Here is a 26,041-nt window from a genome sequence, read left to right on the forward strand (position 1 = left end):
GACGTGATCCCCTAGTTGTTCGCTGTGACAGCTTGACTTGAATCAGCCGTGCCCTGGTCCTCCAAAGGGCGGACCAAGAGGCCCTCGCCTGCCTCCGGCACCCTGGTCGCCAGTACTGTTTCGCCGTCGCTCAGATCGCCCTCGACCAGAATGAAGCCTTCATCGAAAGCCAGAGCTTTAACCTTCCGTTCGACCAGTCGGTTTTCCGCATCGACGACATAGACCTTCCCATCTCCGTAGAAAGCGGCCTCGGGAATCCGGAAGCTAGCGGCATAGGTCTGATCGGGCACAGTCACCTCAACAAAGGCTCCCGGCCGCAACGGCGTCTGCTGCGTCGTCACATCGATCATCGCAAAGACATCGACACCGCCTCGCGTACTGGCAACATCAGCGCCCACCCGGTCAATCTCTGCTGTATAGAGCAAGGGCTGGTTTCCCAGAAACCACTTGAGTTCCGCCGGACGGCCGACAACTGTGCCGCTTTCGGCAACAAGGCGACCGTATTGATTGTCCGACAGAGTGAAACGGACTTCTAGCTCATCTCTGCTATAGATCGACGCGACGACATCATTTGCGCTCGTCAACCGGCCGACTTGAGCTGCCTCGGAGCGCACAATGGCGTCGAAGGGAGCCCTCAACACCGTGTTGGCCAGTTTGCGCTCGGCATCTTCCAGGCGCCATTCAAGGCGCTCGATAACCGCCGCCTGCTGCCCGACCTTGGCTTCTTCTAATGCAAGTGTGTTGATACTCTGTTCGAGGCTTTGCTGGCGCTGAGACACCAGCAGGTTGCGCTCGTCAACCGTACGTTCGGTCACCGATCCTCTTTCAAGGAGACCTTGAGCGCGTTCAAGATCCTTCTGGGCAAAGTCGAGCTGCTCCCGCGCGCGAACGACGTTGGCCTTTTCGAGCTCGACGCGTCCTCGATTTTCGATCTGACCAGCCTTTGCCTCAGCAAGGTTCGCCTTGGCCTCCGTCAATGCTCCTTCGTATTCAAACCTGTCAATCGACACGAGGACATCGCCCTTGGCGACAATACCTCCGGCCTTCAGCTCGTCGTTGACTGCGACGATCTCGCCGGCAACCAGAGCCCGAAGGTCGACCTGACGCCCGGCTGTCACCTCACCATAAACACTTATGGACGGCGTATAGTCCCCTTGCGCGATGGTTGAGACTTCGACGGCATAGGACTTCTCTGTGACCGGACGTTTTGCGACCTCCGGTTTCGTGTTCACGAGATAGTTCATTCCTTTGAAGGCCGCAAAAAGGACCAGAAAGGCCAGCACGGCCTGAAGAATTGCCTTGGAAACCAGCTTTGCGCGGCTCACTGACGGCTTGGCAGCAGGAATTTCCGCATATTCAACAGGTGCTTTCTTCTCGCTGTCGTTTCGTTCAACAGACTGCAACATGAAGATCCTTCCGATTGGGCTCACCCAAGTGTACGTTACGGACCACCTTTTGGCTCATCCCGCACTGCAAAAAACACGATCCCGATAATCACGGCGAATGTACCTTTGGCAAGACCGCAAATTGTCTCGCCTCGTCGCAGGAACGTTATTGAGAAATATTCAGAAACAAATACGCGATCACATCTCGTCGAATTCGTAGCTCGCACTACAAAACTCGCACTTCACGACAATCTTGTTGTTAACGGTCATCTGCTCAACTTCTTCAGCGCTGAAACTAGTCAAAATGCCTTTGACTTTCTCACGCGAACAGCTGCATTGATCCGCAATCGGCTGCGGATCAAAAAGCCGGACACCACGCTCATGAAAGAGCCGGAACAGCAGTTCCTCAACGCTTACCGACGGGTCCGTCAACTCGACGTCCTTGACCGTATCGACCAAAGCCTTGGCTTCAACCCAGGCATCATCTTCATCGATGATGTGTACGTCGGCTCCGGCCGGTGCATCGCCTGGATCCAGATCGGGCTGGCGCATGCGCTCAGGAGCCTCGGGCAGGAACTGCACCATGACACCGCCTGCGGTCCATTTATGGTTGGGACCGCCGCCTTGCGTGCGCGTATACAATTCACCGACAGCAAGCCGGACTTCCGTCGGGATCTGCTCCGAGCGCGCGAAATAGCGTCGTGCAACCTCTTCCAGCGAAATGCCGTCAAGCTCGACCAGCCCCTGATACCGCTGCATATGCTTGCCCTGATCGATGGTCATCGCAAGATGACCACGACCAAGCAAACGCTCTGGCGTTGCCTCTCCGGCCTCGATCGCAGCTGTGACCAACTCTTCATCGAAAGTTGCGCATGCACGGATCGCCTCGGGCGACGAGAAATCGACGACGAGCATCGACACCGGACCATCCGTCTGGGTTTGAAGCGTGAAGCGTCCATGAAACTTGAGCGAGGTCCCAAGCAGGCTGGTCAGCGCGATCGCCTCTGCAAGCAAACGCGAAACGGGTTCCGGATAGGCATGCCGCTCCAGAATACTGTCGACCACCGGCCCTAGAGTGATCGCACGCCCGCGCACATCCAGCCCCTCGACCGCAAAAGGACGCACAGCGTCCTGCCCCGCCGGGGTTACACCGAATTCCGATAAATCAAATGCCACGCCTTATGCCTTTCACACAGCGTTGAAGCACCAGGCCAGAATGCCCTTCTGTGCATGGAGACGGTTTTCCGCCTCGTCAAAAACCACCGAGTTCGGGCCGTCCATGATCTCCGATGTCACTTCCTCGCCGCGGTGTGCGGGCAGGCAATGCATGAAGAGAGCTTCGGCGTTGGCCTCTGACATCAAACGCTTGTTGACCTGATAGGCACTCAGAAGATTGTGTCGGCTTTCGGCATCATCGTCTCCCATGGAGACCCAGCAGTCGGTCACGACACAGTCGGTGCCCTTCACCGCCTCATATGGGTCATCCGTGACGAGGATCGAGCCCCCGTCCTTGCGTGCCTGTTCGATGAGGCTTGTGGGAGGCGCCAGTTCGGACGGAGTTGCAATGCGCAACTCGAAGTCAAATCGAGACGCTGCATGAACCCAGGATGCCAGAACATTGTTACTGTCACCGGTCCAGGCAACGGATTTGCCGTTGATGTTGCCACGATGCTCTTCGAAAGTCAGCAAATCCGCCATGATCTGGCAGGGATGGGACACCTTCGTCAGGCCGTTGATAACAGGCACCGTTGCGTTTTCAGCCAATTCGCACAGCTGATCGTGATCGAGGATGCGGATCATGATGGCGTCAACGAAGCGCGACAGGACTTTTGCGGTATCTGCGATCGTCTCGCCGCGTCCCAGCTGCATTTCCGCGCCTGTGAGCATCAACGTCTCACCACCGAGTTCACGCATTCCCACATCGAAGGATATGCGTGTACGTGTCGAAGGCTGCTCGAAGATCATGGCGAGCACTTTGCCCGCGAGCGGGCCGACACCGCGGTGTACGCCGTTGCGCTCGCTCTTGATCCGCTTGCTAGCATCAAGAATGTGCCGCAACTCATCGGAGCTAACTTCTGTCAGATCAAGAAAATTACGCGACAAACCGGTGCTGGTCATTCTGCCGCTCCTTCAAGTGTCATTTTTTGTTCCAGTGATTGAACTGCAGCCTCAAGTCGCTCAACAGCTTCAGAGATTTCCTCCTCGGAAATCGTCAATGGCGGCATGATACGTACAACATTGTCTCCAGCCGGAACGGCCAAAAGGCCATGCTCGCGGGCCATGACAACCAATTCCGCGACCGGAACGACGCACTTCAGGCCGAGCATCAAACCCGTTCCAAGCACATCAGACAGAACTTTCGGATGGCTATCGACCAATCCGGCCAGCTTCTGCTTGAAACTCAGCCCCTTGGACTTGACCGCATCGAGAAAGCCGTCAGCAAGGATCACATCGAGAACAGCATTGCCAACGGCCATGGCGAGAGGATTGCCGCCGAAAGTCGTTCCATGAATTCCTGGAACCATGCAATCGGATGCTTCTGCCGTTGCGAGACATGCGCCAACGGGAAAGCCACCACCGATCCCCTTGGCAATCGCCATGATGTCCGGAGTCACGCCGCTCCATTCGTGGGCAAAGAGCTTGCCGGTTCGGCCAACGCCGGTCTGAATTTCGTCGAAGATCAACAGGAGGCCTTCGTCATCACAGATCTTGCGCAGATGACGCAGGAAGTCCGCCTGCACTTCGCGGACACCGCCTTCGCCCTGAATAGGCTCGATGGCAATAGCAGCCGTCTGTGGGCCAATGACCTTCTTCAGCGCCTCCAGGTCGCCTGCCGGCACCTGGTCAAAACCGGGTGCCTTGGGACCAAAGCCCTCAAGGTATTTGGCCTGCCCGCCTGCCGCGATCGTTGCAAGGGTGCGTCCATGAAAGGCCCCCTCGAACGTCACCACATGAAAACGCTCCGGATGACCTTGATCATAATGATAGCGCCGCGCTGTCTTGATCGCGGCCTCCATGGCTTCAGCACCCGAATTGGTGAAGAAAACCCGATCAGCGAAGGTAGCATCAGCAAGCCGACGTCCGAGACGCTCCTGTCCGGCAATCGGATGCAGGTTCGAGACATGCCAGAGTTTTTCTGCCTGGGTCTTGAGCGCATCGACCAGATGCGGGTGGCTGTGCCCCAATGCGTTAACGGCAACACCGGAACCACAGTCCAAGAATCGTCGGCCATCGCTCGCTACCAGCCAGACACCTTCCCCATGATCGAACTCCAGGCCCGATCTTGCGTAAGTTCCAAACAGCGCAGACGCCGACATTACTCTTTACTCCTGTGGAGAGACAAAATTTCTGACAAGCGCACCAAGCAATCCTGGATGTTCACGCCCGGAACGACACTCGCCCCCAAAACGAAACATGCCGCCCGGAAGGCGGCACGCGCATATCTGAATTGCTTATACACCCCTTCCACTCTTTGCTGTCAATGCAATTGGCGGGTTTCCGCCAATTCCGGCAACGTTCCCATAGGGATGGCTATTCTGGGGAAAAGTGGGTTCATCCCCATCTCAATGGCCTGCCAACCTTGCCTCGACTTTTCGCGCTATTGTAGTCTCCAACCCGTCGAATACGACATCTCGTGCGACAAATCACTTAATGGCACTAAATATGCCACGACTGGCACGCCTACGCGTGCCTTAACACCAGGTTAATGCCTCGTGGCTATTGGCCACAGACCAGACGGGGTGCGGCAAAAATGAGTTGGACGAACGAACGCGTAGAGCTGCTGAAGAAGCTCTGGACCGAAGGCCACAGCGCGAGCCAGATCGCAGGCGAACTAGGCGGCGTCACACGCAATGCCGTTATCGGAAAGGTACACCGTCTCGGCTTGTCGGGCCGTGCCAAGACACCAGCGCCGGCTTCAAAGCCGCGCCGCAGCCGGGCATCCACCGCTCCGACCTCATCATCGAGCCGTCCCAGCGCGCCTCAGCCGCAGACACAGGGCGCTACTGCGCTTAAAATGGAGAGTGCACCTGCACCGGTCGCGCAAATCGCGCCGGAAGCCGAGCCCATTGCCGAACTGGTGCCGATCTCCGAGCGGGCGACCATCCTGACCCTGACTGAGCGCACCTGCAAATGGCCAATCGGCGATCCAAGCAGCGATGATTTTTATTTCTGTGGGCGCGTGTCTGACGCGGGAGTTCCCTACTGCGCGCATCACTGCAAGATCGCGTACCAGCCGGTCAGCGATCGTAGGCGTGACCGCAAGGTTGTCACGGCGCGTGCTTCCTGACATCATCGCAGTCTCAAACGAAAAAGCCCGCCGATAATCATCGGCGGGCTTTTTTTAGTTTCGAAACCTATAAAATCAGGCGACCGCAAACTGATCGTTGAAGGCATAGCCAGCCCCGCGCACGGTTCTGATCGGATCCTTGGCCTTGCCACGGTTCAAGGCCTTGCGAAGGCGACCGACATGCACATCGACGGTTCGCTCGTCAACATAGACGTCATGCCCCCAAACGCCGTCCAGAAGCTGCTCACGCGAGAACACCCGGCCCGGGGACGTCATCAGGAATTCCAGCAACCGGAATTCGGTTGGACCAAGATGAATTTCCTTGGTGCTACGACGAACGCGATGTGTCTCCCGATCGAGTTCAATATCGCCCGAGCGCAGCATGGACGAAACGACCTCCGGATTGGCCCTGCGCAGGATCGCCCGCAACCGTGCCATAAGCTCGGGTACAGAGAAGGGTTTGACGACGTAGTCGTCAGCGCCGGTCGACAGACCACGAATACGCTCCGCTTCTTCGCCACGGGCCGTGAGCATGATGATCGGAAGGCGCTCCGTGTCCTCCCGCATACGCAACCTGCGGCACAGCTCGATCCCTGAAATACCAGGCAACATCCAATCCAGAAGCAGCAGATCCGGCACACTTTCGCGAAGCCGCACTTCTGCGTCATCACCGCGCATGCAGGACTCAACCGCATAGCCTTCAGCTTCAAGATTGTACCTTAGCAAGAGGCTAAGCGGCTCCTCGTCTTCAACGATGAGTACCTTAGGCATTCCATTTCACTCCGACACACTCGCGCCTGACCAGTTCAGTCAGACGTTTTCCTTATCCGCAACGCCCGTCTCGTCCATTCGAGGACGATCGTCCGTCAGTCGGTCACCCGTGACCATGTAGTAGACGTTCTCAGCGATGTTTGTCGCATGATCGCCAATGCGTTCGATGTTCTTGGCGCAAAAGAGCAGATGAGCACACTGCGTGATGTTACGCGGATCTTCCATCATGTAGGTCAGGAGTTCGCGGAAGATGGACGTGTAAATGGCGTCAACTTCACTATCCCGGTCGCGAACCAGCTTTGCAGCCTCCGCATCACGGCGCGTATAGGCGTCCAGAACAGCCTTTAGCTGCGCCAGGGCAAGCTCGGTCATGTGCTCAACACCAATCGCCAGCGTCGAAGACTTGAGGCCTTCGTCCATGGCGATGACGCGCTTCGCGACATTCTTCGCCATATCGCCTACACGCTCGAGATCGTTGGCAATACGGCCTGCAGCCATAATCTCGCGCAGATCCTGCCCCATCGGCTGGCGGCGCGCGATCACCTGGACATTGCGCATTTCGATATCAAGCAGCAGTTCATCCAGCTTGACGTCCTTGGCAATGGTCTGCTCTGCCAGCGCGAGATCACGCCTCATCAGCGCAGACACGGCGTCGCCGACCAGATCTTCGGCAACACCACCCATCTCCGCGATACGACCCGCGATCGTGGTCAATTCTTCGTCGTAGGACGACACCGTATGTTCGGTCATCTCTGTTTTCCTTTCCAGCCTGGAGCGAGCGCGATCAACCAAAGCGTCCAGTGATGTAATCTTGGGCGCGCTTGTCTTGCGGGTTTGTGAAGATATCCTGCGTAGCGCCAAGCTCAACGAGAACACCAAGGTGGAAGAATGCTGTCTGCTGCGAGACACGTGCAGCCTGCTGCATTGAGTGCGTCACGATGACGATCGTGTAGTTCTCGCGAAGTTCGTCGATCAGCTCCTCAACCTTTGCTGTTGCAATCGGGTCCAGCGCTGAACAGGGCTCATCCATCAGGATCACTTCCGGGCTGACCGCGATCGCACGCGCAATGCAAAGGCGCTGCTGTTGGCCACCGGAAAGGCCGGTGCCCGGGCCATCGAGGCGATCCTTGACCTCATTCCAGAGGCCTGCCTTCTGCAAGCTCGAGGCAACGATCTCATCAAGATCTGCCTTCTTGCTGGCCAGACCATGAATACGTGGTCCGTAGGCAATATTGTCGTAGATCGACTTCGGAAACGGGTTCGGCTTCTGGAACACCATTCCGACCTTGGCCCGCAGCTGAACCGGATCAACCTTCGGGTCATAGATGTCTTCGCCATCGATCTTGATGTCGCCTTCAACGCGGCAGACATCGATGGTGTCGTTCATGCGGTTCAACGTGCGCAGGAAGGTCGACTTGCCGCAGCCAGACGGGCCGATAAACGCGGTCACCGCCTTTGCCTGGATGTCGATATCGACGTCTTTGATCGCATGCGTGTCGCCGTAATAAACCTGGACCTTGCGAGCGGCGATTTTCGTCACAGTCATATCGCTGACCTTTTCGACTGTAGTAGGCATCTCATTCATGGGAAGCGGCTTTCTTACCAACGGCGCTCAAACCTGCGGCGCAGGATGATCGCAAGAATATTCATTGAGAGCAGGAAGACGAGCAGGACGATGATGCCGCCCCAGGCTTTCTCGTAGAAAGCGTAGTCCGCACGTGCCGCCCAAGTGTAGATCTGTGCCGGCATGGCTGAGTTCGGCTCGGTGAAGCCTGCGATCAATCCGTCTGGATAACCGCGCGCAACGAACCCAACCATACCGATAAGCAGCAGTGGGGCCGTTTCTCCAAGGGCCTGTGCAAGACCGATGATGGTTCCGGTCAGGATACCGGGCATCGCCAGTGGCAACACATGATGGAAAATGGCCTGCATCTTCGAGGCGCCAATTCCCAGAGCAGCATCGCGGATGCTCGGCGGAACAGCCTTCAAGGACGCACGCGTCGAGATAATGATCGTCGGCAAGGTCATGAGCGTCAGCACCAGACCGCCAACCAGCGGAGCCGACTGCGGCAGGTGCATGAACTGGATGAACACTGCAAGTCCAAGGATACCGAACACGATGGAGGGAACGGCGGCCAGATTCGAGATGTTCACCTCGATCATGTCCGTGATCCGGTTCTGGGGTGCGAACTCTTCGAGGTAGATCGACGCGGCCACACCAATCGGCAACGACAGGAAGAGAACAACCAGCATCATGAAGAAAGAACCGACGGCAGAAGCGCCAATGCCTGCGCCACCCGGGTTATCCACTCCGGAGTCTGCCCCGGTTATGAAATTCCAGTTGAATGCGGTCTTGATAATTCCAGCGTCCACAAGTGCATCAGCAATATCCAGGTCCGACTTCATCAGGAAGCGGCTGTCGACGATATTGTCACGTGTGACACGGCCATTCATGTAGCCATCGACACGCGACGACGCTGCCAGTTCGAAGCCAACGGGCTCGCCGATCTGATCCGGATTTTCTCTGAAGAAGGACCGGATCGTGCTGCCCGGCTTACCGAGCAAACGCTCGATTGCTGCTTCATCGAAGGGAACAGTCACGCCGCTCTCGTCAAGCTGCTGCTTAAGGCCCGAAATGAACAGGTTCTCATAGGCACGGGTCTTGAAGAGCTGCTTTTCAGCATCATCAAACTGTTCCTGGGAAACCGAAAACTCGACCTCTATGACGGTCCGGGTAAATGCCGGAGTGCCTTCGCTAATGATCGACACAGCAAGCACCACGAGGAAGAAAAGCCCGATCAGGATAGCGCCAATGCCGTAAGCCTTGAAGCGCGTCTCCGCAGCGTTGCGCTGTTGTGTCCGCTTGTCCAATGCATAAAGGGATTTACCCTGAGCCGGAGCAGCGGTCGTCTCGGCAGAAGATGGTGCCGAAGAATGGGTTGTCTCGGTCATCAGTCGTACTGCTCCCGGTATTTGCGCACGATGTAGAGCGCGACGATGTTCAGACCAAGGGTCACGACGAAGAGGGTCATCCCAAGCGCGAAGGCCACCAGAGCTTCTGGAGACGCGAAGTCCGCATCGCCGGTGAGCTGGCTGACGATCTTGGCAGTGACAGTCGTCATCGCCTCGAAAGGATTAAGGCTGAGACGGGCCGCGGCACCGGCTCCCAGCACTACGATCATGGTTTCACCAATGGCGCGCGAGGCTGCCAGCAGGATGGCACCGACAATGCCCGGCAGAGCTGCGGGCAGGATCACCTGCTTTACGGTTTCGGACTTGGTTGCCCCCAGTCCGTAGGAACCATCACGCATGGCTTGCGGGACAGCATTGATGATGTCGTCGGACAGTGAGCTGACGAACGGGATCAACATGATGCCCATGACCAGACCGGCCGTCATCACTGCCGTTCCGGCTTGCATGATGCCGACACCTTCATCGCCAAAGACAGACAGGAGCAAAGGCCCGACAGTCAGGAGCGCAAAAAGGCCGTAAACAATCGTCGGAATACCCGCGAGCACCTCCAGAAGCGGCTTGGCCACCGCGCGAACGCGAGGGCCCGCGTATTCCGAAAGATAGATTGCTGCGAAAAGGCCGACCGGCACGGCAACCGCCAGGGCAACGATCGAGATATAGAACGTGCCCCAGAGCAGCGGGATAATGCCCAGCTCTGATGATCCGCCTCGACCGGAGAAGCTCGGAGACCACGTCAGGCCGGTGAAGAAGTCTATGGCCGGATAGAGCCTGAAGAATTCAACAGTGTTGAACACCAGCGACAGAACGATGCCAATCGTCGTCAAAATGGCGATCGAAGCAGCTCCGATCAGAAGTGCCTTCACACCACCTTCAACGGTGTTGCGCGCCCAAAAATCGGCCTTGGTCTCGCGCAAACCCCAAAGGACACCTATGACAGCAACGAGAAGCACAGCGATTGCCATGAGCAGGCTCGCGGTCGAATCGAGAATTCGGAACCGCTGAGCTGCACGCATAACGGGCTGCGTGATCTCGGACGTGACGATCTGCCCGGCCTCCTTCAGGCGGGCTGTAATGTCGTTGAAATCAGCGCGTGCGTTGCGCGCAAAATCATCCGTGATTTCACCCATCGCAACTGCATTTTCCAACCCTCGGGCTGCACGCCGCACTTCCGCCATCACAAGCCCACGCGAAGAGCCCTCGCTGATCGCAGAATCCGGGATCATGCCAGAGATGGAGTTGTCGATGTAGAATGGCTGCGCCAAGAGCCAGACAATCATCAGCAAGAAAGCCGGCACAGCGGCTTTCATCGCAACGTTGGCGCCGTAATATGAAGGAAGCGAGTGCAGTTTCCGCCGCTCTCCCCCAGCACTGGCCAAGGCCCGCGACCGCCCCAGAACGTAACCCACCGCAGCGACGGCGAGAACGATCAAGATGAGCCAAAATAAAGGCATCTGCTTCCCCGAAAGTGTTTCGACAATATAAGTCAGGAAGGAAAAGGGGCGGCGAAAACGCCGCCCCCATCGAGCATAGCTCGATTACTTCATGGTCTCTTCAGCGGCGATAGAAGCCTGAGTAGCAGCCAGCTCCGGATCGGAAACCAGGCCGTACTGAGCCAGTGGGCCCTGAGGACCTGCGATTTCGTCAGCAATGAAGAACTGTGCGTATTCCTTCAGACCAGGGATCACGCCGATGTGTGCCTTCTTGACGTAGAAGAAGAGTGGGCGGGAAACCGGATACTCGCCAGAAGCGATGGTCTCTGTGGAAGGAGCAACGTCGCCCATGGTGGCAACCTTGAGCTTGTCGGTGTTGTTCTCATAGAACGCCAGACCGAAAACGCCGATGCCGTTGGAATTGGAGTCGATGCGAGCCAGGGTCTCGGTGTAGTCACCGTCGATGTCCGTGGACTTGCCGTCAGCGCGAACGTTGAGACATGCGTCTTCAGCGTCGTCTTCGGACATGCCGCCGTCCATCATGGCTTTCATAGCGCCAGTTTCTTCACAGCCCTTCAGAAGAACCTTGTCTTCGAAAACTTCGCGTGTGCCGTGCTTGGTGCCCGGGATGAACATTGCGATTTCAACGTCCGGAAGATCCGAGTTGAACTCAGCCCAGGAGTTGTAAGGGTTGTCAACAACTGCGCCGTCCTTGAGAACCTTTGCGCCGATAGCATTGAAGATATCGGAAGGCTGGAACGCAGTGAAAGCCGGGCCGCTCTGCTGCGACGCGAAAACAATCCCATCGTAGCCAATGCGAACTTCGATGATGTCTTTGACACCAGCTTCTGCACAGGCCTTGATTTCTTTTTCACGAATTTTGCGCGATGCGTTTGCGACGTCGATCGTGTTCTCGCCGACGCCTTCACAGAAACGCTTCAGGCCAGCAGAGGAACCGCCAGACTCAACGACCGGTGTCGGGAAGTCGGTGTTTTCGCCGAAAGCTTCAGCAACGATGGAAGCGTAAGGCAGAACTGTGGAAGAACCAGCGATCTGAACCTGGTCACGAGCCTGAGCAGCGCCAACAAACGCAGTGGAAGCAACGGCCAGAGCTGTTGCGCTAACGAGGGTCTTGAATTTCACTTGACCACTCCCTTTGAATGTCAAGGTTTCCTGGATATCGCAGACTTTCCAGCCTGTGCGATGGCTGCGACCCTAGTGGCCACTCATGTGACTTCTATGACTATTTGATATCAGTTTTGTGACAATATAAAATATTGATTTTATTTGCTTTTTCTAATTTATTTCTTTTCATCGCCAATGACAGACGCGCTTTATGAAGGCGCCTTGGTAATTATCACATGACTCGCAGAACACCTCGAAAAATGCCCTGACCAAAGCGAACTGCTGCTAGCTGCTGAAGAGAATTTCCTGACCCTTGTGCGGTCATTTGCGCGGCTCAATCTTATCTGGCTTAGAAGCGTCTCGTGGCAGAACGTCCCTCAAAGCCGCAGCGGCTCCATTTTCCGGATGCGCGCAGCCCCCTCCCTACGCTGATTTTCGGTCAACGGAATCAATCCCCTTTGAGCGAGGTAGCCAGCGTCACCCCAAGCCGCTTCGGAGGTAAACTCTTCAAGATACCCTTCGATGCCAGGAACCATTCCGACGTGCTCTTTCTTGATATAGAAATAGAGAGGCCGCGAGATCGGGTAGGTTCCGGACGCAATATTCTCGAAGGTAGGCTCGATTGACCCAACCGCTGCCCCCTGGATTTCGCTGCTGTTCTGATCGAGAAAAGAGAACCCGAAAAGACCTACCGTTCCCGGATTGGCTTCAAGTTTCTCAACGATCAGATCATCGTTCTCTCCAGATTCGATGTAGGCCCCATCATTTCGGATCTCAGGGCATGCGTCTTCTTCAATTCCGCCAACGATCTTGCGGCCTGCGTCCATGACAAGCTCCTCGAAGGCATCACGAGTGCCTGATGTCGGCGGAGGCCCAAAGACCTCAATTTTTTCGGCAGGAAGCCCAGGACCGATCTCCGACCATTTGGCAAATGGATTAAGGCGAACCTCGCCCTGCTGCTTCAGATTCTTCGCGAAGGCAAGGAACATCTGCTCGATCGTGATGTCGAACTCTGGCCCGGCTTTCGAATTGGCGAGGACAATTCCGTCGTAACCGACAATGACCTCAACAGGCGTCACGCCGTTTTTGAGACACGCCACGTACTCAGACTTTCTGATCCGCCTCGAGGCATTCGTGATATCAGGCGTGTTGTCACCAACACCGGTGCAAAACAACTCGAGCCCACCGCCAGTACCGGTCGATTCAACAATAGGCACCTTGTGACCGCTTTTCTCGCTGAACGTTTCGGCAACCGCCATGGAAAAGGGAAACACCGTGGAGGATCCGACGATCAATATTCGATCACGCGCGTGAGCCACCCCCGAAGCCAGAAGCAAGAGAGCAAGGGCGATTGAATATTTTGTGGCTTTCTCGCCCATTTGATCACTCCGATCCAACTCTGGCTCACAAAGCCAAAAAGATGATCGTCGAATAAAGGATCAGCGCTTCAGTTTTATGACTTCAAGCAAGGGTGTTCCCGACATCAGTCTGCGTCATTCGCGGGAAAATGCACCTTGAAAGCTGCACCTTCGCCCGGAGCGCTTTCTACTTCCAGGCGCGCCCTGTGACGATTCAAGATGTGTTTCACGATGGCGAGGCCGAGGCCCGTCCCCTTGAGTGCACGACTGGAATCGACATCGACTCTGTAGAAACGCTCTGTCAGGCGCGGCAGGTGTTCAGCTGGTATGCCCTCGCCGTAATCCCGAACCACAAGCGACCAATTTACCGGACCGGCATCCGGAGCAACCGGCTTGACAGAAACCGAGACTTTTTCGCCAGTGCTGCCGTACTTCAGGGCGTTTTCAATCAGGTTTTCAGTGACCTGTATAAGTTCATCCCGGTCGCCACGCACCAAGGCTTCGCCAACATCAATATCGGTTTCGATCTCGACATTCATGTCGCTCGCAAGCGGAGCCAGTGCGTCAGTGGTGTGCCGAACGATTTCAACCAGATCCACGAGTGCCGCCGGCTTCACGTGGGCTTTGAGCTCGATCCGGGAAAGCGAGAGAATATCATCGATCAGGCGCCTCATCCGGCCGGCTTGTTCAAGCATGATCTGCAAAAACCGATCGCGGGCAGCCGGATCGTCGCGCGCGGCCCCCTGGATCGTTTCGATAAAACCGGTAAGTGACGCGAGCGGCGTGCGCAGCTCATGGCTGGCATTTGCGACGAAATCAGTCCTCATACGTTCGAGTCGACGCTGCTCGGACAAGTCTCGAATCACAACGAGAACGAAGTCCGGCAATCGACCGGCGTCCGCCCCGCCGCCCCCCGGCCCCGGCATGTAAACGGGTGAAACATGCGCCTCGAACCAGGCCTCGGTTGGGACCTTTTCGGTCCAGTTTATTCGCTCTGCAGCGCCCGAGCTGCACACCCTGTCGAAGGCCTCTAGTAACGACGGCGCGCGAAGGGAAAAGGACAGCGGGTCGCCCGGCGTCAGTTCACCATATTGCTTCAGCGCAGCCTGATTGATGTATCGCGTGATGCCACGGCCATCGGCAACAAAGCAGGGATTGGGCAAGGCGTCGACGGTCACCTTCATACCGGTTCCGGGCCACATGCGACGCAATTCACGCTGTTTGACGACCTCGAGGCGACGCGATCTGAGCCTGCGTGGAACATAGGCCGTAACACCAACTAGAAGCGCAATGGCACCTAGCACTGCCTGCCAGGGAACATCAAAGAAGACGTTCGAGGCAAACCCCAGGCTCGCAGCGGTTACGAGCTGCCAACGGGCTTCCCGTAGCCTGTTGAAAGGCGAAGCCGACTTATATTCAACAACCGGATGTGCTGGTTCGCTTTGGACTTCAGTCATTACAGGGTGTGCTTCCGGACTGCATTTTTCAGTTTGTTATTTTGACGACTTATCAATCAGATAGACCGCTCCAGCACATATTTCAAACTACAGCGAGCACTGCTGATACCATGGCAAGCATGTCAGATAAGCGACAATAGACCGCCTGTCGGGTTTTCCTGCGCAGCAGAAGCCCCGGTTTTCCAATGCTGACGATGGCCATCTACCAGATGCCTCCATAGCAACGACAGGCGATGGCACATGCAACGGCTGGCATGCTAGAGGATCGTCGAAACCGTCGGGAGACATCAAAAAGTGAAACATGATCGCCAGTTTGACCCTGCATACGGCAACGCGATTGAGATCTCGGACGGCATTCGCAGGCTGACCGCACCAAACCCCAGCCCATTCACGTTTCATGGCACCAACACCTATCTCGTCGGGCAAGATGCGGTAACCGTGATAGACCCCGGACCCGACTCTCCCGAGCATATCGACACACTCCTGAGGGCCATCGGCGGGGCAAAGGTCGAAACAATTCTTGTCAGCCATACGCACCTTGACCACTCTCCAGGTGCCAGATTGCTTCAATCCGAAACGGGAGCTCCGATCCTTGGGTGTGCAGCCTACCGGCCCGCACGGGAGCTGGGGGCAGGTGAAAGCAACCCGATGGACGCAAGCTCAGACAGAGACTATCAGCCTGACCTCACGCTGGAGGATGGCCGCCTTTACAAGACCTCAGGCGGCGACTTCGAAGTCATCGAAACCCCTGGGCACACAGACAACCACCTCTGTTTTGCGCTTAAAGGCTCTCCCTTTCTGTTCTCGGCAGATCACGTCATGGCCTGGTCAACCTCGATCGTCGCACCGCCGGATGGAAGTATGCGATCCTACATGAACTCGCTCGATCGGCTTCTGGCCCGTCCGGAAACGATTTATCTTCCTGGCCACGGTGGCCTGGTGCACGATGCCCACGACTATATGACGGAGCTCAAAGCCCATCGCATGCAACGCGAGGCCTCAATACTGGACCAGCTGGGCACTGAGCCGATTTCAATCCCGAGTTTGGTTCTTCGCATCTATTATGGGCTCGATCCGGCACTTCGTCCTGCCGCGGCGCTTTCTGTCTTTGCGCATCTCGAGGATCTCGCTGCCCGCAATCTTGTGATTGCTGCCCCCGAGATCCGGCTAGAGGCAATGTATCGCCGACCCTAGAGCCGCTTTGAGCCGCCGCCCCTAACCTTCGAGGTCTTCGGGGATACCTGGATCTGGCGAAAGGCTATCTTCGGCACCCTCTACATAGGGTTTGAACTCCGGGACCGGGATCTCTGTGTCGCCATCAGCGCGCGCATCAGAAGCGCCCTCAGGGGGATCATCCTCCATCACATCGCCATCACCCAGAACTTCTATGCTTTCAATTTCCCCATAGGTCTCCAGAAGCACGTCATCCACGGCTCCATAAAAATTCCGAATTCTGTCGCTGTTCCCGCCCAGGTCCTGCAGCACCGACCTTGAAGCAGATCGCATGTCAAACAGGGCCCCAAGCCGGTCTGGGCGAATGCGGACCACAACGTCTTCGAAAAGCCCGAGCACTGGTGTTTTCACCTCGGCCTGGAAACCAGTCGGGTCGTCAAGCAAGTCCGGAGGGATTTCCGCAACGATGCGCCATCCGTTTCGCTGGGCCGCCTTAAGCGCTGCAAAATGAAGCTCGGCCGGCTGCATGCGATATCGGCGCGAAACGATATCTGAGGAAGGAAGCACATCGCTCCGTACCTTAAAAACCCGCGATAGCTGATCAAGCGTTCCAGGCGCATCAACTCCCTGGAGGAACGCCGGTGGGTCGTCGGGATCAGTCGAAACATCCAGGGCACTGTTTTGCAAAAACGGCCCCATCGCGAGGGCCGCCGCTGGCAGCAGGGCCGCGATCCCGTAGATAGAGCCAAGGAATGCATGCCCGGCCCCCGTGCCGCCTCTATTCCACAGCTGAAGGAAGCCGACGGCGGCCAGAAACAATGCGGCGATGCCCAGAATTGTTGCCAGAAGAATTGAAAAGGACATTTGTGCGGGGTCGAGCAATCCCGCGCGGTGCGCCAGAACGCCCAACAGCGCGACCGGCAAAGCGATTGCACCAACCCTTCGACTCAGTCGTGCGATGTTCGATGTAAACACCGGATAGCGTTTCATGAATCCGCCAGACCTTTCACCAACACCTGCATCTCATAGCATCATGCAACGGTTCTCGGAACTGCAAACACACGTTCATCGCAAGCGGCGCCTGATGAAGTTTCAGGCGCTGCGGCGACCACTCTGGTCACATGATCACCTTGCCAGACCCACGTCTACTGGCGCGCTTCTGGTTCTTATTCCTGGTGGTTCCGGCCATTATTGGTGGCGCGAACCTGGTTTCGAACACGTTGGTTCCCAGCGAACCTCTGCTGATAACGAAACTTGTGTGATCTTTGTTGCTGTCATCATACGGAGTGGTCTGCGTCGTAAATCAGCGTCCCCGACCTGATCACAAACGCTCTCAAATTTAGCCGGCGCATCAGCTTCACCCGCCAAGTCAATGTTTTCCGTTACATTCAGTTATTCATTGTTACTCGCCAGAAAGCGATTTGCGGCGCATCATGAATTGGCATTAACCACGACTTCGCGGCGCGATGACTTTCGTAAAAGCTCTTTGCCAACGTATCGTCTCATTTGCGGCGCAAGCTCCCGGAACACTTTGACCCCATGGACGAGAACAATGTCTGAAAAAGCCTCAAGCGTTGCAGTTGCGTCACCTGCCAAGCCCTCCCTTGAAAGCCAATACAAGCCGGTCGGCATCGCTGCCTTGACTGCAGCTGCGCTTTGCGCGAGCAACAAGACCGGGAAGAAAAACCACAACTGAGCGGCGTCCCCCGTCTGCCCGCGCCAATATTGAAACGTACATTGTTGGCATGTCGGCGTGGCGCAAAGTCCGAACGAACAGTTTCGCTTCGGACAAGTCTCTGCTGGACATAACGATTCAAAGTGGCATGTTTTCACGTAATCCACGGATTGCGTCGGAGCTCGCTGCATGATTATCGCCTATTGCCCCTCTTCCGCTGGCCTCGAACGACGTGAGGTGCCCGCAGGATCCCCCTTGCCTCCGACCTCGGTCTGGATCGACATGATCCAGCCAACACATGAAGAGCAACTGGCAGCCGAGAAGCTGATGGGCGCTGAAATTCCCACCCGTGAAGAAATCGCGTCTATCGAGACATCTGCTAGGCTTTATGACGAACCGGGTGCAATCGTCATGACCGGGCTTCTTCCGATGGCTGCGCGAACACCAGACCCGGAGCTCTCGTCCGTTACATTTGTCCTGTCATCAAAACGACTGGTCACCGTGCGCTATGGCGACCCGCAGTCGATCGTCATCTGCGGGCGGAAAGTCCAAAAAGATGCGACGATTCCCCATACAGGCACAGCTGTCTTTTTCACGCTCATGGAGATCATTATCGATCGTTCGGCTGACGTGATGGAAGAGGTTTCAAGACACTTTGACGAGATGTCCGTCAAAGTCTTTGAAGAGGGCATCACCGCCCGAAAGGGAAGCGTTTACCAGGACGCCATCAAGACGCAGGGCAGAATCGGCCTGCAGCTCGCAAAGATGCATGACGTCTGTGCCAGCCTTTCACGGCTTTTGCTCTTTCTGGACAGTCATGGGCGAAAGGTATCCCTCTCGGACGAGCAATACCTCACCTGCAAGAGTTATGGCCGTGACATCCATTCCATCAAGGAGCATGGCGACGCTCTGGACAACAAACTGTCGTTCTTGCTCGACGCTACCATTGGCCTTGTCAATCTGGAGCAGAACCAGATCATCAAGGTGTTTTCCGTGCTTGGCGTCATCTTTCTCCCGCCGACCCTGATCGCGTCGATCTACGGGATGAATTTCATCAATATGCCCGAGTTGAAGTGGCATCTCGGGTTTGTATTCTCGATTGCACTCATGTTTGCCTCGGTCGCCATGACCTATTTTTTCCTGCGCTGGAAAAAACTTCTCTAAGGCTCGCATGTCGCTTTAGGTCACGGATAGAGTCGATCCCTGCTCCACCCCTCATCGGCCGATGCGCGCGTGAAGAGGACACGGTCGTGCAGCCGAAATGGCCGATCGTGCCAGAACTCGATCGATGTGGGAACAAGCCGCATTCCACTCCAATGGTCGGGCCGCGGTATTTCGCCGATGGCGAATTTCGCCGTAAACTTCGCGACTTCCTTTTCAAGTGCGAAACGACTTTCAAGCGGTCGTGACTGCTTCGACGCCCAGGCACCGATACGGCTTCCACGCGCGCGAGACTGATAGTATTCGTCAGCCTCCGCATCATCGACCTGAACAATCGGACCGCGAATCCTCACCTGGCGTCGGAGCGACTTCCAATGGAAGCACATCGCGGCCTTGCCTGCGCTGAGCAACTCACGGCCTTTGGCGCTTTCAAAATTTGTGTAAAATACGAACCCACGCTCATCGAAGCCTTTCAGCAAGACCATCCGCACATTTGGCAATCCATCTGGATCGACCGTCGCCAAAGACAGCGCGTTCGGGTCATTGACTTCGCTCTTGCCTGCATCTTCAAGCCACTCACGAAACAGGTCAAACGGCTTCGATGACTCTGTAAAGTCACCATTTGTTAACTCTTTTGGCGAAGTGTTGGAGTCTGTCATTTCCTGCCTGCCGAGTGTTGGAAATGGCGTACTGACCGCATATCAGGTCAGGGCCAATCGGGATCGAACCAGTTGTCTCACGAACAGACATATACTGCCGGCAAGGCAAAGATCCAGAGCCTCGCGAGCCTGGGCGTTCTTCTATGCCTTGCTGTCGGCGGCTGCGGACAGGTTACGATGCCACTGGGAAGCGATGACGTTGAAACGCCGCTTGTTCTGACCGGGTCCATTCCCTCCGGGATAGACGTAGCGTTCACCGACATTGACGGAAAAGACCGTCAGATAATTGCCTTTACCCTCGGCCTGCTCACGTCAGGCGCCGTTCCTGAGCAAGAAACAGGCGGAGACCATGACGCACGTCTGAGCTGGACCAATCCGGAAAGCGGCAATTCAGGCAAGGTCAGCGATGTGGACCAGCAGGATCTTGCCGAAACCGGATGCCTGACCTTCAAGACGACAGCCAACACGATTGCCGGCGTAAGGATCTATTCCGGTACGGCGTGCAGAGATATCAGCCGAAAGCTGACAATTACCAGCTTGGCCGCTGGCGGCGCTTGATCGGCTCTATAATCCCGGTAAAACAGATCTGAAGACTATTCTGAACAGGTCTGGAATTTTTTCCTATCAATCACGATATAATTCCAGAGACAGACTTCGGAGGCGGGCGGTTGCGCCGGCCGTATCCATGAATTGGTGACATTCCATGCGTGATCCTTACAGCGTCCTCGGTGTTGCGAAATCGGCGACCGAGGCCGACATAAAAAAAGCCTTTCGCAAGCTGGCAAAGCAATATCATCCTGACCAAAATCAGGACGATCCAAAAGCGCAGGCTCGGTTTGCCGAGGTCAATCAGGCCTATGAAATCATCGGCGACAAGGAAAAGCGCGCGAAATTTGACCGGGGAGAAATTGACGCCGAGGGCAAGCAAAAATTCCAATCCCATGGCTTTGACGGTTTCTCGGATTTTCAGGACTTTGGTGGCGCGGGCTCCTCGAGAGGTTTCCGCGGACAGGCGGCGGGTGGCCCAGGCGGCTCTACCGGCGGCTTCGATGACATCTTGAATGATATCCTTGGTGGTTTTGGTGGCGGCAAACGTGCACGTGCCGGTGCTGGCGGCCCGAAGCCAGGTGCAGGTCAGCGCACGCGACCTGCTCAAAAAGGAAAGAACGCCGAGTTGATCGCGGCGGTTTCGCTTGAGGACATCGTCAACGCCGGGAAGACGCAAGTTACGCTGCCAAGCGGCAAGACCGTCAACGTCACGATACCGGCAGGCACGCACGAGGGCGAGAAAATCCGCCTGCGTGGACAAGGCTACCCTGGAGAATATGGCGGCTCGGCAGGAGATGCGCTTGTCGAAATTCGCGTGAAGCCGCACAAACTCTTCGATGTTCGCGGAAACGATCTTATCCTGGAGTTGCCGCTTGCTCTCTATGAGGCGGTGCTCGGCGCAAAGGTCCGCACCCCGACGCTTACGGGCGCGGTCAACTTGAACATCCCGCCCAACAGCTCGGGAGACAAGACGATGCGCCTGAAAGGCAAGGGTCTGCCAACCAAGAGCGGTGGCCATGGCGACCTTCTCGTCAAACTTCAGATCATCCTGCCCCCGAATGCAGATGACGAGCTGGAAACCCTCATGAAAGCCTGGAAGGACGTCACACCTTACCGCGCCAGGGGACCGGAATTCGATTAGGCCAGACAAAACGTCGATCCAATAAGAAAAGCCCCGGCACACCGCCGGGGCTCTTCTGGCTCAATCGAAGTCCGCCGAGAGATATCAGGCTTTGACCGGTCCCAGCTCGCAGGGCGCGACGCTGTTGTCTGGTACAAAGAAGTCAGGCGCCAAGGCAACGCTTGGGTCAACGCGATAGCCGTCAAAATCGGTCACGCCCCGTGATGCCAGGAAACTGTCATCAATCAGGAACTGGCCAGAAAGCTCTTCCGACGAGGTCGTGAAGATCTCGTAGGCAGCGTCTGCGAGAATATCGGGTGTCCGACTTTGCTGCATCAGGGCATCACCACCAATGATGTTCCTGATTGCAGCCGTCGCAATTGTGGTGCGCGGCCAGAGCGCATTGACTGCAATCCCCTTCGCTCTGAGCTCACCGGCGAGCCCCAGAACCACAAGGCTCATGCCGTATTTGGCAATCGAATACGGCGTAAACGGCGCAAACCACTTCTCTTGCATATCAAGAGGTGGCGAGAGTGTCAGAATATGAGGATTGTCAGACTTTGCCAGGTGTTCAATTGCATGTTTCGAACAGGCAAGCGTGCCGCGAGTGTTGATCTGATGCATCAGATCAAATCGTTTCATGTCTGTTTGGGCGAGCGGTGTAAGCTGAATTGCGCTGGCGTTGTTGACGAGTATGTCCAGTCCGCCGAATGTTTCGGCGGCCTTGTCGATAGCACGTTTGACGGCTTCATCGTCACGAACGTCAAGGACCAGTGGCAGCGCCTTGCCACCAGCCGTCTCGATTTCCTCTGCAGCGGAAAAAATCGTGCCCTCCAGTTTGGGGTGCGGCTCAGCGGTTTTGGCCGCAATGGCAATATTCGCGCCGTCGCGCGCCGCCCGCAGGGCAATCGCCTTGCCGATACCGCGCGAGGCGCCGGTGATGAAAAGTGTCTTGCCTGACAGGCTCATTGGGATACTCCGATCAATCTTGTCAGCCCTTGGGCTTTTTCATCATGAAGGCCTGAAAAGCGGCGATGGTCTCGGGCGCACTTAGCCGCTCACCGAAAATTCGGGCCTCTTCGTCGATTCGTGCCAGCAGATCTTTCCGGTCGCCCAACAAAAGGTCGCGCGACAGTTTCATGGCCTGGGGCGGCTTCGCCGCGATCGTTCTGGCGCAGACAAGCGCTGCCTTTTCGACATCGACCTCAATGTGGTTCACGATGCCTACAGCATGCGCTCTTTCCGCATCAAAGGCGGCCCCAAGACAGAGGAGTTCGAACGCCCGCGCATGCCCCATGAGCCTGGGTGCGAGAAGAGATGAGCCAGCCTCAGGCACAAGTCCCAAATCCACGAAGGGCGTCTTGAAGGTGGATATCTTCGTTGCAAAAACCATATCACAGTGCATCAGCAGCGTGGTTCCAACGCCAATTGCCAGACCATCAACCGCAGCGACAATCGGCTTCTCATTCAACGCGACCGCCTTGAGAAAACGGATCACGGGCGTGCCCGAGAGATCGCCCTTTCCTGCAAATTGCAGAAAATCGGCGATGTCATTGCCCGCGGTGAAAGAGCCGGGCTGACCGCAAATGAGATGGCATCGTACGCTCTCATCCGAATTCCCCTCTTCAAGGGCTTCAGCAAGGTCGGCATACATCGCGCCGGTGAGCGCGTTTTTCTTTTCGGCACGGTCAAGCCGGAGGGTGCAAACCCCCTCCTCCAGAGATTTCCGGATCATTGAATTCCTCCCATTGCAGCTTCTGTCAGGACGCCAGCGCTTCAGGGTCGAGAGACAGGATCGAGCCTGCTGAAGACGTGACATCGGCTCCAAGAGCAATCGTCTCGTAAAGGCTCGTCTCTGCAAAACTGCGGGCCAACAGTGTACGGTCCTTCACAGCCGCTGCATTCTCTGTGCCGGCGCGCAGAGCGCCCTTGGCAAGGAGAACTCCGCCGAGGGTCAGCCCGGCCAATCGGAGATAAGGCGTTGCCCCTGCCAAAGCCTCGGCAGTGCGCCCGTCAGCCTGCGCTGACTTCATCCAGCTCGTGACCCGTTCGAGTTCTTCAATCGCTGCATGGAGCAGATCACCCGTCGCACCGAATTCGGGACGGTTGCTGGCGACGACTTCATCGGCAATCTGCCGCAACTCAGAAATGAACCCGTCGATATGCTCACCGTTCGACAGTGGCAATTTACGCATGACAAGGTCGATCGACTGGATGCCATTGGTGCCTTCGTAGATCGTTGCGATACGACTATCACGAAGGTGTTGAGCTGCACCTGTCTCCTCCACATACCCCATTCCGCCGTGGATCTGGACGCCCATGGAAGCAACCTCGACACCGAAGTCGGTCGGGATCGCTTTTGCAAGCGGGGTCAAAAGCCCGGCCCGATCTGACCAGAACTTCCTGTCTTCAGCTGTTTCGGCCAAATGAGACATGTCAATTGCGTGGGCACAGGCATAGCAGATCGCCCTCGCCACCTGCGTCCGCGAACGCATGGCCAGAAGCGTGCGTTTGATGTCGGGATGATGCGCAATTGCGCTCATTCCCTCGCCTTTTTCACCCGGCGCGCGCCCCTGCTTGCGATCGAGAGCGTAGGCGAGTGCCTGCTGATAGGCCCTCTCCGCAACACCAAGTCCCTGGATACCGACGGCAAGCCGAGCGTTGTTCATCATCGTGAACATGCATGCAAGGCCACGGTTTTCCTCGCCGATCAACCAGCCGGTGGCGCCTCCGTCATCACCAAAGACCATCGTACAGGTCGGTGAGCCATGAATTCCGAGCTTGTGCTCGACACCGGCACAGCGCACGTCGTTATGATCTCCCAGCGTACCATCGTCGTTGACGAAGAACTTCGGCACCAGGAATAGAGAAATGCCCCTCGTTCCCGCGGGCGCATCCGGGAGTCTGGCAAGCACCAGATGGACGATATTGTCCGTCATGTCGTGTTCGCCGTAGGTGATGAAAATCTTCTGTCCGCTGATTCTGTAGGTACCATCGCCGTGGGGAACGGCCTTGGCTTTCAGTGCGTTCAGATCTGAACCTGCTTGAGGTTCGGTCAGGTTCATGGTTCCCATCCATTCACCGGACACCAGCTTTTCGAGATACTTGGCCTTCAAGTCATCTGTGGCATGCTTTTCGAGCGCTTCAACCGCGCCGATTGTCAATGTTGGGCCGATCGCAAAGGCCATAGAGCCCGAGTTCCACATTTCCAGCGCTGCGGCAGAGAGCATGACCGGCAGTCCCTGACCACCGAAGTCAGGATTTGCACTCAAGCCGTTCCAGCCTCCTTCGATCCAGCGATGATAAAGCTCTTTCCAACCGGGAGGCGTCGAGACAGTGCCGTTCGAAAAGGGAGTTCCATGCTTGTCGGCAACCGCATTCAGTGGCGCAATTTCCTCCGCGGCAAAGCGTCCGGCTTCTGTCAAAATCGCGGAAACGAGGTCATCCCCAAGGTCACCATGCGCATCGTGTTTCTGAAGCTCTTCAAGTCCACAGACGTTCTTGAGGGTAAAAGCAATCTCGTCGATTGGCGCACGATACATGAAGAGCTCCCTAAGCAATTTTATACGGCACCTTGACGGGACCGCCCCGGGGCCGCAAAAGGCCCTGACGTTTGACTATTTGACGGAACACTAACCGGGTTTACGTGAACGTCAATCCGTACCGCTACGGCAACCTAATACTTCGACAGGAGCGGTTCGACACCCATTCAGGCGGAGACACGGCAATCCATGCGCAAATGGACCCTGAACCTGACACAAGACGACTGGCAGGACGCAGCAGAGGCGGATGCCGTATGTGATGCGATCAAGGCTGGTGAACTCGTGGCCATTCCGACGGAAACGGTCTACGGGCTTGCCGCTGACGCCACCAGCAGCGCCGCATGTGCCAAGATCTTCACCGCAAAAGGCAGGCCCCAGTTCAATCCCCTGATTTCCCATCTACCATCTCTGGAAGCTTGTATGGAGCACGGGATTTTCGATGAGGACGCCTTGAAGCTTGCGAGAGCTTTCTGGCCAGGCCCGCTTACACTCGTCGTCCCCAAGAGGCCACAATCAACCATTTGCGATCTTGCTACGGCCGGGCTTGACACAGTTGCCCTGCGCGTACCTGCGGGACCTGTCATGCGATTTCTGGCAGAAAAATGTAGCTTGCCGCTCGCGGCGCCCAGCGCCAATATTTCAGGAAAGGTCAGCACAACGACTGCCGATGCCGTCACAATTGACTTGGGCGCCTCGCTTAGTTTTGTCGTCGACGCCGGCCCCTGTTCGGTCGGCATCGAATCCACAATTGTCGCGCTCGTTGATGGCACTCCGCGCCTGCTGCGCCCGGGCGGCGTCCCGCGAAAGGATCTGGAGGCCGTCCTTGGCCGTGGCCTGATCGATGCTTCGACACCAGCAAAACCCGACACACCGCAAGCACCGGGAATGCTGTCCTCTCACTACGCACCCTCGGCAGCTGTACGCCTGAATGCCCTAGCGGTGAAAGAAGGCGAAGCACTCTTGGCGTTTGGCCCGCACAAGCTTCCCGGCGCAGATGGCGCTGTCTGCGAAATTAATCTAAGTCCCTCAGGCGATCTTGAAGAAGCTGCAGCAAGGCTTTTCGCGGCACTAAGGTCCCTGGACACCTCAGGGGCAGAGACAATCTGTGTCCAGACCATCCCGAAGGAAGGTCTCGGGGAAGCCATCAATGACCGCATTGAGCGCGCCGCTGCACCGCGCCCGAATACACCATCGTGACTGACAATTGCCGTGCAAGTTTTGATTGAGCGGCAACATTGATCGAGTTTCTGGGCGTCGAAACGTTTGGATTTTTTCGAGATAGCCTGAAAATACCGAAAGCTTGATCGAACGCACCAATACAGAAAAAATCTCTCAGCCCGATTCACATCGTGTAATTGACAATATTCATTTTTAT

24 protein-coding genes are annotated in these 26,041 nt (G+C 56.4%); 7 read left to right on the top strand and 17 right to left on the bottom strand.

Annotated features, from left to right (window positions below):
- Positions 1 to 11: 11 nt before the first annotated feature.
- From ABJZ52_RS16390 to ABJZ52_RS16405, 4 genes are all read right to left on the bottom strand, one after another.
- Positions 12 to 1,406, bottom strand: coding sequence for an HlyD family efflux transporter periplasmic adaptor subunit (locus ABJZ52_RS16390; protein WP_348188346.1), 1,395 nt, complete (start codon positions 1,404 to 1,406; stop codon positions 12 to 14).
- Between the two features lie 177 nt (positions 1,407 to 1,583).
- On the bottom strand, positions 1,584 to 2,561 hold the full coding sequence (locus ABJZ52_RS16395) for an Hsp33 family molecular chaperone (RefSeq protein WP_348188348.1): 978 nt from the start codon (positions 2,559 to 2,561) through the stop codon (positions 1,584 to 1,586).
- Positions 2,562 to 2,573: 12 nt separating this feature from the next.
- Complete coding sequence (gene argF, locus ABJZ52_RS16400) at positions 2,574 to 3,503, bottom strand: ornithine carbamoyltransferase (protein WP_348188350.1); 930 nt, start codon at positions 3,501 to 3,503, stop codon at positions 2,574 to 2,576.
- Entirely contained in the window at positions 3,500 to 4,702 is a 1,203-nt protein-coding gene (locus ABJZ52_RS16405; RefSeq protein ID WP_348188352.1) for an aspartate aminotransferase family protein, read from the bottom strand. The genes argF and ABJZ52_RS16405 overlap by 4 nt, the downstream gene beginning before the upstream one ends.
- Positions 4,703 to 5,136: 434 nt before the next feature.
- Between ABJZ52_RS16405 and ABJZ52_RS16410 the strand changes: the two genes are divergently transcribed.
- Positions 5,137 to 5,673, top strand: coding sequence for a GcrA family cell cycle regulator (locus ABJZ52_RS16410; protein WP_348188354.1), 537 nt, complete (start codon positions 5,137 to 5,139; stop codon positions 5,671 to 5,673).
- A 75-nt stretch (positions 5,674 to 5,748) separates the two neighbouring features.
- Here ABJZ52_RS16410 and phoB read toward each other — a convergent pair whose 3' ends face one another.
- The 8 genes from phoB to ABJZ52_RS16450 form a co-directional block, all read right to left on the bottom strand.
- Positions 5,749 to 6,444: a phosphate regulon transcriptional regulator PhoB gene (gene phoB, locus ABJZ52_RS16415; protein ID WP_348188356.1), complete on the bottom strand. Its 696-nt coding sequence runs from the start codon at positions 6,442 to 6,444 to the stop codon at positions 5,749 to 5,751.
- 39 nt (positions 6,445 to 6,483) lie between these two features.
- Positions 6,484 to 7,194, bottom strand: a complete 711-nt coding sequence (phoU, locus tag ABJZ52_RS16420; protein ID WP_348188358.1) for a phosphate signaling complex protein PhoU — start codon at positions 7,192 to 7,194, stop codon at positions 6,484 to 6,486.
- 34 nt (positions 7,195 to 7,228) lie between these two features.
- Positions 7,229 to 7,990: a phosphate ABC transporter ATP-binding protein PstB gene (pstB, locus tag ABJZ52_RS16425; RefSeq protein WP_348200088.1), complete on the bottom strand. Its 762-nt coding sequence runs from the start codon at positions 7,988 to 7,990 to the stop codon at positions 7,229 to 7,231.
- A 53-nt stretch (positions 7,991 to 8,043) separates the two neighbouring features.
- Positions 8,044 to 9,396: a phosphate ABC transporter permease PstA gene (pstA, locus tag ABJZ52_RS16430; RefSeq protein WP_348188362.1), complete on the bottom strand. Its 1,353-nt coding sequence runs from the start codon at positions 9,394 to 9,396 to the stop codon at positions 8,044 to 8,046.
- The gene (gene pstC / locus ABJZ52_RS16435; protein WP_348188364.1) at positions 9,396 to 10,868 is read right to left on the bottom strand and encodes a phosphate ABC transporter permease subunit PstC; all 1,473 of its coding nucleotides are present in this window, start codon (positions 10,866 to 10,868) and stop codon (positions 9,396 to 9,398) included. The genes pstA and pstC overlap by 1 nt, the downstream gene beginning before the upstream one ends.
- An 84-nt stretch (positions 10,869 to 10,952) precedes the next feature.
- The gene (locus tag ABJZ52_RS16440; protein WP_153771005.1) at positions 10,953 to 11,990 is read right to left on the bottom strand and encodes a substrate-binding domain-containing protein; all 1,038 of its coding nucleotides are present in this window, start codon (positions 11,988 to 11,990) and stop codon (positions 10,953 to 10,955) included.
- Positions 11,991 to 12,349: 359 nt separating this feature from the next.
- Positions 12,350 to 13,351, bottom strand: coding sequence for a substrate-binding domain-containing protein (locus tag ABJZ52_RS16445; RefSeq protein ID WP_348188366.1), 1,002 nt, complete (start codon positions 13,349 to 13,351; stop codon positions 12,350 to 12,352).
- A gap of 104 nt (positions 13,352 to 13,455) precedes the next feature.
- Positions 13,456 to 14,787: an ATP-binding protein gene (locus ABJZ52_RS16450; protein WP_348188368.1), complete on the bottom strand. Its 1,332-nt coding sequence runs from the start codon at positions 14,785 to 14,787 to the stop codon at positions 13,456 to 13,458.
- A gap of 294 nt (positions 14,788 to 15,081) precedes the next feature.
- Here ABJZ52_RS16450 and ABJZ52_RS16455 point away from each other — a divergent pair, with 294 nt between their 5' ends.
- Positions 15,082 to 15,981, top strand: coding sequence for an MBL fold metallo-hydrolase (locus tag ABJZ52_RS16455; protein WP_348188370.1), 900 nt, complete (start codon positions 15,082 to 15,084; stop codon positions 15,979 to 15,981).
- 21 nt (positions 15,982 to 16,002) lie between these two features.
- Here ABJZ52_RS16455 and ABJZ52_RS16460 read toward each other — a convergent pair whose 3' ends face one another.
- Positions 16,003 to 16,950: a DUF1499 domain-containing protein gene (locus tag ABJZ52_RS16460; RefSeq protein ID WP_348188372.1), complete on the bottom strand. Its 948-nt coding sequence runs from the start codon at positions 16,948 to 16,950 to the stop codon at positions 16,003 to 16,005.
- Between the two features lie 562 nt (positions 16,951 to 17,512).
- On the opposite strand from ABJZ52_RS16460, the gene ABJZ52_RS16465 reads away from it, so the two are divergent.
- Together ABJZ52_RS16465 and ABJZ52_RS16470 are read left to right on the top strand one after the other, a co-directional pair.
- Positions 17,513 to 17,656 (top strand): hypothetical protein, encoded by a 144-nt coding sequence (locus tag ABJZ52_RS16465; protein WP_348188374.1) that lies wholly within the window; start codon positions 17,513 to 17,515, stop codon positions 17,654 to 17,656.
- Positions 17,657 to 17,824: 168 nt separating this feature from the next.
- On the top strand, positions 17,825 to 18,799 hold the full coding sequence (locus ABJZ52_RS16470; RefSeq protein WP_348188376.1) for a magnesium transporter CorA family protein: 975 nt from the start codon (positions 17,825 to 17,827) through the stop codon (positions 18,797 to 18,799).
- 20 nt (positions 18,800 to 18,819) lie between these two features.
- On the opposite strand, the gene pdxH is transcribed toward ABJZ52_RS16470, so the two are convergent.
- Complete coding sequence (gene pdxH / locus ABJZ52_RS16475) at positions 18,820 to 19,455, bottom strand: pyridoxamine 5'-phosphate oxidase (protein ID WP_348188378.1); 636 nt, start codon at positions 19,453 to 19,455, stop codon at positions 18,820 to 18,822.
- A gap of 72 nt (positions 19,456 to 19,527) precedes the next feature.
- Here pdxH and ABJZ52_RS16480 point away from each other — a divergent pair, with 72 nt between their 5' ends.
- On the top strand, positions 19,528 to 20,013 hold the full coding sequence (locus ABJZ52_RS16480; RefSeq protein ID WP_348188380.1) for an RT0821/Lpp0805 family surface protein: 486 nt from the start codon (positions 19,528 to 19,530) through the stop codon (positions 20,011 to 20,013).
- Between the two features lie 145 nt (positions 20,014 to 20,158).
- Positions 20,159 to 21,145, top strand: coding sequence for a J domain-containing protein (locus ABJZ52_RS16485; protein WP_348188382.1), 987 nt, complete (start codon positions 20,159 to 20,161; stop codon positions 21,143 to 21,145).
- Between the two features lie 84 nt (positions 21,146 to 21,229).
- On the opposite strand, the gene ABJZ52_RS16490 is transcribed toward ABJZ52_RS16485, so the two are convergent.
- The 3 genes from ABJZ52_RS16490 to ABJZ52_RS16500 are packed head-to-tail and all read right to left on the bottom strand — an operon-like array spanning position 21,230 to position 24,666.
- Positions 21,230 to 22,093 (bottom strand): NAD(P)-dependent oxidoreductase, encoded by an 864-nt coding sequence (locus tag ABJZ52_RS16490; protein WP_348188384.1) that lies wholly within the window; start codon positions 22,091 to 22,093, stop codon positions 21,230 to 21,232.
- A gap of 22 nt (positions 22,094 to 22,115) precedes the next feature.
- Positions 22,116 to 22,859: a crotonase/enoyl-CoA hydratase family protein gene (locus tag ABJZ52_RS16495; protein ID WP_348188386.1), complete on the bottom strand. Its 744-nt coding sequence runs from the start codon at positions 22,857 to 22,859 to the stop codon at positions 22,116 to 22,118.
- Positions 22,860 to 22,884: 25 nt separating this feature from the next.
- Positions 22,885 to 24,666: an acyl-CoA dehydrogenase gene (locus ABJZ52_RS16500; RefSeq protein WP_348188388.1), complete on the bottom strand. Its 1,782-nt coding sequence runs from the start codon at positions 24,664 to 24,666 to the stop codon at positions 22,885 to 22,887.
- A gap of 189 nt (positions 24,667 to 24,855) precedes the next feature.
- On the opposite strand from ABJZ52_RS16500, the gene ABJZ52_RS16505 reads away from it, so the two are divergent.
- A complete protein-coding gene (locus ABJZ52_RS16505) occupies positions 24,856 to 25,863 on the top strand; it encodes an L-threonylcarbamoyladenylate synthase (RefSeq protein WP_348188390.1) in 1,008 nt (335 codons plus the stop codon).
- Positions 25,864 to 26,041 lie beyond the last annotated feature (178 nt).

It is taken from the genome of Roseibium sp., assembly GCF_039982295.1.
Taxonomy (GTDB): Bacteria; Pseudomonadota; Alphaproteobacteria; order Rhizobiales; family Stappiaceae; genus Roseibium.